This window comes from Bacillus sp. IT-79MI2 (assembly GCF_949768135.1).
Classification (GTDB): Bacteria; Bacillota; Bacilli; order Bacillales; family Bacillaceae_G; genus Bacillus_A; species Bacillus_A pseudomycoides.
Genome location: NZ_CATKPV010000057.1, coordinates 59,741 through 65,740, shown reverse-complemented (window position 1 = coordinate 65,740; position 6,000 = coordinate 59,741). Strand labels below are relative to the sequence as shown.

Sequence of the window (6,000 nt, the reverse complement as noted above, 5' to 3'; positions counted from 1 at the left end):
GGGTAGCACCAAATTGCTAGCAAGTTAAGAAATTCGTTGTTTCCCATTAAACCTATATATTTCTATAAGTTAAAAGAACCCATTTTGAAAAAATTGATCAAAATGGGTTCTTCAATTTTCAGTACAGATGAATTTTTGTAAAAAAATCACGAAACTTTATTTCAAATCTACATTGGGATTAAAGCATCATTTTTGCACAGCGAAACATGTTGAGATCTCATTATAGACGGTACAACCCTCCAAAATGCCCATGTGCATATTGAAAACTAGATATATTATAAGGTTCGATAACCTCACTTATAACTATCTATCAAAGAGTTCTTACATATAACTCTAACTTTTTTAACATCCTATATCTCGCTTATTAGCTCCAGTGCCAAACTGTTGCAGTAATTGGGAATCATGCGTTTGCTAAATGAGGAATTGATTCATTAACTATATTTACGATCGGATAGATCTCTATCCTTAGAGGGCCTGTCCCTTTTTATTTCTCTTCTATTGATTCATAGAAAATAATAAAGAAGACACTCTAACAAGTGTCTTCTTTCATTGTAACAATCTCTTAAAATATGTATCTAGTATCATACATACTCATTTTTAAAAAACTTTCATTACATCATAACGCCATTATCTTTAAACGAATACCATTTTCCATCAATGAAATGTTTACCTATCGCCATTGCACCGCTAGACTGTAAATAATACCAATTTCCATCTTTTTGTAACCAGCCTGTTTTCATCGTGCCATCTGTATTCAGGTAGTACCATGTACCATTATCTTGCACCCAGCCTGTTGTCATCGGGCCATCATAAAAGTAATACCATTTCCCGTTATAACTTAACCAACCTGCGTGGCTTGCTCCACTTTTCTCATCAAAGTAATACCATTCACCATCCACTACTTTCCAGCCTGTTACCATGGATCCATCTGGATTGAAGTACCAACAAGTACCTCCTTCACACATTTTCCCTGTCCACATGGCGCCATTGTCAGCAAAAACGTAGCGCTTTCCTCCTTCATCTAACCAACCTTCGTCCCACCCATTTGCTGAACTTTTCATTGTGCCATTTGCATTTAAGTAGTACCAATTCCCATTATCTTCAATCCAGCCTGTTTGCATCTTACCACCAATGAAGTAGTACCAGCTTCCTTTATAGCTTAGCCAACCATTATAACTAAGCCCATTATCGTTAAAGTAGTACCACTTATTATCAATTAAAGTCCAACCTATTGCCATTGATCCATCTTCGAGAAAATAGTTACCTGTATGATGTTCTCCAATCCAAGCTTTTGTAAACATCTGCCCATTATCTGGATTTAAAAAATAAGTTTTTCCATTATATTCAAGCAATCCGTGTTGTAGCTTTCCACCTTGATGTACATAATACCACTTTCCACCATACTGAACCCAACCTTTATTGGCATACATTGCACCGTCTGCTCCTAGTAAGTAACCTTCATATTGATATACAATATAACCTGTTTGCATTTTTCCGTTTCCATCAAAGTAATACCATTTTCCCCCATCACTTAACCAGCCTGTTTGCTTCACACCATTTTGATTATAGAAATACCATGTATTCCCCTCTTTTACCCACCCTGTTTTCTGCATTGCTTGTTCTGTTTTTGGAGCAATCTGTTTCACAGCTTCTTGGTTTTCAGCATGAGATACTGCAGGCACTACAAACATTGCAGACATTAAAATTGGTACAATAGCTTTCTTCATTTTATATTTCCTCCAAATAATAGATAATTTTTACTTTCATTTCCACAAGAAGAATTATATTATGATATATTAATATAATCAACACATTTTTGTAACGAAAATGTAATATTTTTAATTTCTCAGAAATAAAGATAGATGAATAACCAACATGCTAGAAAATTACCATGCTTCGAATTTTTCAATGAAAATAATCTTTACATTGATGCGGATATGATATCCCTCATCACTGTGGAACTTCAATCAGTAGAGTTTTCTTCATTCCCCTACTGATTATTAGCCCACACGAATCGAATTTTCACAGGCAGCTGATCCCTCATTTAGCCAAAGAAGATCTTACTGCCCTCAAATAGCGGGATAAACAGAAAAAAAGATACCTAACAAGTGTCTTCTTTCATTATAAAAGTCTCTTAAAATATGTATCTAGTATCCTACATACTCATAAAAAACTTTCGTTACATCATAGCTCCATTATTATTAAATGTATACCATTTCCCATCGATGAAATGTTTACCTATTGCCATTGCACCGCTAGACTGTAAATAATACCAATTTCCATCTTTTTGTAACCAGCCTGTTGTCATCGGGCCATCATAAAAGTAATACCATTTCCCGTTATAACTTAACCAACCTGCATGGCTTGCTCCAGTTTTATCATCAAAGTAATACCATTCACCATCCACTACTTTCCAGCCTGTTACCATGGATCCATCTGGATTGAAGTACCAACAAGTACCTCCTTCACACAATTTCCCTGTCCGCATAGCACCACTGTCATCAAAAAAGTAGCGCTTTCCTCCTTCATCTAACCAACCTTCGTTCCACCCATTTACTGAGCTTTTCATCGTGCCATCTGCATTCAGGTAGTACCAATTCCCATTATCTTCAATCCAGCCTGTTTGCATCTTAGAAGCCACAAAGTAATACCAGCTTCCTTTATAACTTAGCCAACCATTATAAGTATTAAAATGTATCCCACTTTCTTTGAAATAATACCATTCATTATTAATCAAATTCCAACCAGTTGCCATGGATCCATCATCAAGAAAATAGTTACCATCTGGATGTGAACCTAACCAAATGTTCTTTTGCATTTTGCCACTCTCTATAGCCATGGAATATGCCTTACCGTTATATTCAAGATAGCCCTCGTGTAGGTCTCCCCCTTGGTGAACGAAATACCATTCTCCTTCGTACTGAACCCAGCCTTCGTTCGTATATAACGCACCGTCTGCTCCTAATAAATAACATGAACCTTGATTAAAAATATTACCCGTTTTCATTGCTCCACTTTCATCAAAGTAGTACCACTTTCCTCCATCACTTAACCAGCTATTACTTTTCATTGCCCCATCCGCATTCAAGTAATACCATGTACCATTATCCTTTAACCACCCTGTTTTCTTCACACCATTTTGATCATAGAAATACCATATATTTCCCTCTTTTGTCCACCCCGTTTTCTGCATTTCCTGTTCTGTTTTTGGAGTAAGTTGTTTTACAGCTTCTTGGTTTTCAGCATGAGATACTGCAGGCACTACAAACATCGCAGACATTAAAACTGGTAAAATATTTTTCTTCATTTTCCATATCCCCCAAATAATGAATAATTTGTATTTTTATTTCATAAAGAGAATTATATTACGATATCCTAATACAATCAACACTTTTGTAATATAATTGCAATAGTTTTAATTTATAAGTAACAAAAACCACTTAAGGGTAATTTTAATTACTTTTTTGTTACATTCATATTTTAAAAGTCACTATTTCTTGGAGACACTAAAAGTAGATGGAAAGTTAGAGCAACAAATTGATATTAGTAAAATAAAAGGTACAATGGATACGAATTACACAACAAAAATCGGTGTAGATGGCAAAGGAACTTTATTCGGCAACAACTTTAACGCAGCATTAGATGAAGTATCAATTCTAAAAAAAGCAGGAACAGCTGAAGATGCGCAAAAGATGTATCAGTCCGCTCCTCCTATCTCTGTTACTAACATTTCAATTGATCAACCAACTGTACAATTAAATGTTGATGGCTACACATATTTAAAAGCTGACATCAAACCTTCAGCTTCAGCTGCAACAAATAAAAAAGTGACTTGGAAAAGTAGTGACTCGAGTATCGTTGCACTTGAAAATCAAAATGATACGATCAACGCAAAAGCTTTGAAGCCTGGACGTGTTGTTTTAACTGCATCGACGGAAGATGGAAACTATAATAAATACGTTTATATTCAAGTTAAATAGCGAAAAAAAGCGGCTCACAATGATTGTAAGCCGCTTTTCACTACTCTTTAATATTTACTCCATACTCCTTAAACCACACATGAATTTGTGCCAAATGTGCCAATAGTTGTGGCCCGGTCATCAACTGGCCAAACCACGGCGTTTGAAACGCACTACCACCTGATTGAATCAACCCTTGTAATTGTTCTTTATCAAACAACTCATGCAAAATTGAGTTTTTATCCGTTAAAAGATTCTGTAACCATACTGTTACTGCTTCTGTGTAGTGCGGATTGTGCGTTTTGGGATACGGACTTTTCTTTCTATATAATATATCATTCGGTAATACACCTTCTAATGCTTTACGTAATAGACCTTTTTCGCGATTTTTATACATTTTCATTTCCCAAGGAATATTCCACGCATATTCGACAAGACGATGATCCGCAAATGGAACACGTACCTCTAAACTCGCCCCCATACTCATGCGATCCTTTCTGTCTAATAATGTCGTCATAAACCAAACCATATTCAAATAAAATAATTGTCGTCTTTTTGCTTCAATTGTACTTTCTCCTTCTAACACCGGTACTTCCTGTATTGATTCTTCATAACGCCGCTGTACATATTCTTGCAGTTTTAATTTATCACGCCATTTTTTTTTCAGAAGTTGTTCACGCGCCTCTGTAGAACGCATCCACGGAAATGCACTTGATTGCAAATCATCTTCCCGGTAAAACCATGGATAACCTCCAAAGATTTCATCGGCACATTCGCCCGACAAACCGACGACAAAATCTTGTTTAATTTCTCGGCAAAACCATAATAATGAAGAATCGATATCTGCCATACCAGGTAAATCGCGAACGAGTACTGCTTCTGTTAAATACTCCGCTAACTGTTCATTGGAAATCACACAACGGTGATGAATTGTACCAAATGTTTCTGTCATCAAATCAATAAATGGTGCATCTGAATTTGGTTGAAAAGCATTTGCTTTAAAATATTTTTCATTATCTTCATAATCAATCGAATACGTATGCAACTTCCCTTTCCCTTCTCTTTCATATGCCATTGCCGCAAACGCTGTAATGGCACTTGAATCTACCCCACCCGACAAAAATGTACATAACGGTACATCTGAAACCAATTGTCTTGTAATTGCATCCTTAAGCAGGAACCGTACTTGTTCTACTGTTTCTTCAAATGAATGTTCATGTTTTTTACTCTCAACATTCCAATAGCGCCATATACATAAACCATCTTTTGAAAAAGTAAGAACATGACCTGGACGTAGCTCTTGAATTCCTGCATAAATACCATGTCCAGGTGTTCGAGACGGTCCTAACCCAAATATTTCTGATAGTCCCTCTGTCGTAACTTCTGTCTTTACATCTGGATGAGCTAAAATAGCTTTTAATTCTGAAGCAAACAATAATCTTCCGTTTTCATATTTATAAAATAATGGTTTCACACCTAATCGATCCCGTGCAATAAACACTTGTTCTTTTTTCTCATCCCAAACCGCAAAAGCATATATTCCATTTAAATGATTCACACATTCTTCTTTCCATTCGATATAAGACGCTAATAATACTTCCGTATCAGAATGCCCTTTAAATCTATAACCTCTTTGCATTAATTCTTTACGAATATCTTCTGTATTATAAAGTTCCCCATTATAACAAATTGTGTAATACTCTTCTTCTTTCATACATGTACATGTCATCGGCTGTTTCCCACCTTCAGGATCAACCACAATTAAACGTTTATGCCCAAAAGCAACATGCCTTTTGATCCAGACATTCGTATCATCTGGACCGCGCTTTGCAAGTGTTTCTGCCATCTTCGTAACCGTTTCTCTTTCACCTTCTAACGACCGCTTATAATCAATCCATCCTGTAATCCCGCACATATAAATCATCCTTCCTATCCTATATCCGTATAACTTTACTCCGTTCAAAACCCAAATAGAACCAAAAAGGCTGAACTGAAACAACTGCACGTAAAAGCCTAATTGATGAGGGCTAACGATCCAGAC

At 36.1% G+C, this 6,000-nt stretch carries 4 protein-coding genes; 1 reads left to right on the top strand and 3 read right to left on the bottom strand.

All coding sequences use genetic code 11. The features are described 5' to 3' along the window. Positions 1 to 611: 611 nt before the first annotated feature. The gene (locus tag ACM6HU_RS12370) at positions 612 to 1,727 is read right to left on the bottom strand and encodes a glucan-binding protein (protein ID WP_414848214.1); all 1,116 of its coding nucleotides are present in this window, start codon (positions 1,725 to 1,727) and stop codon (positions 612 to 614) included. Positions 1,728 to 2,179: 452 nt separating this feature from the next. Then, a complete protein-coding gene (locus tag ACM6HU_RS12365; RefSeq protein ID WP_275857198.1) occupies positions 2,180 to 3,307 on the bottom strand; it encodes a glucan-binding protein in 1,128 nt (375 codons plus the stop codon). 190 nt (positions 3,308 to 3,497) lie between these two features. Between ACM6HU_RS12365 and ACM6HU_RS12360 the strand changes: the two genes are divergently transcribed. Continuing rightward, positions 3,498 to 3,980 (top strand): Ig-like domain-containing protein, encoded by a 483-nt coding sequence (locus tag ACM6HU_RS12360; protein WP_275857196.1) that lies wholly within the window; start codon positions 3,498 to 3,500, stop codon positions 3,978 to 3,980. A 40-nt stretch (positions 3,981 to 4,020) separates the two neighbouring features. Here ACM6HU_RS12360 and asnB read toward each other — a convergent pair whose 3' ends face one another. Next, the gene (gene asnB / locus ACM6HU_RS12355; RefSeq protein ID WP_016132587.1) at positions 4,021 to 5,874 is read right to left on the bottom strand and encodes an asparagine synthase (glutamine-hydrolyzing); all 1,854 of its coding nucleotides are present in this window, start codon (positions 5,872 to 5,874) and stop codon (positions 4,021 to 4,023) included. Positions 5,875 to 6,000 lie beyond the last annotated feature (126 nt).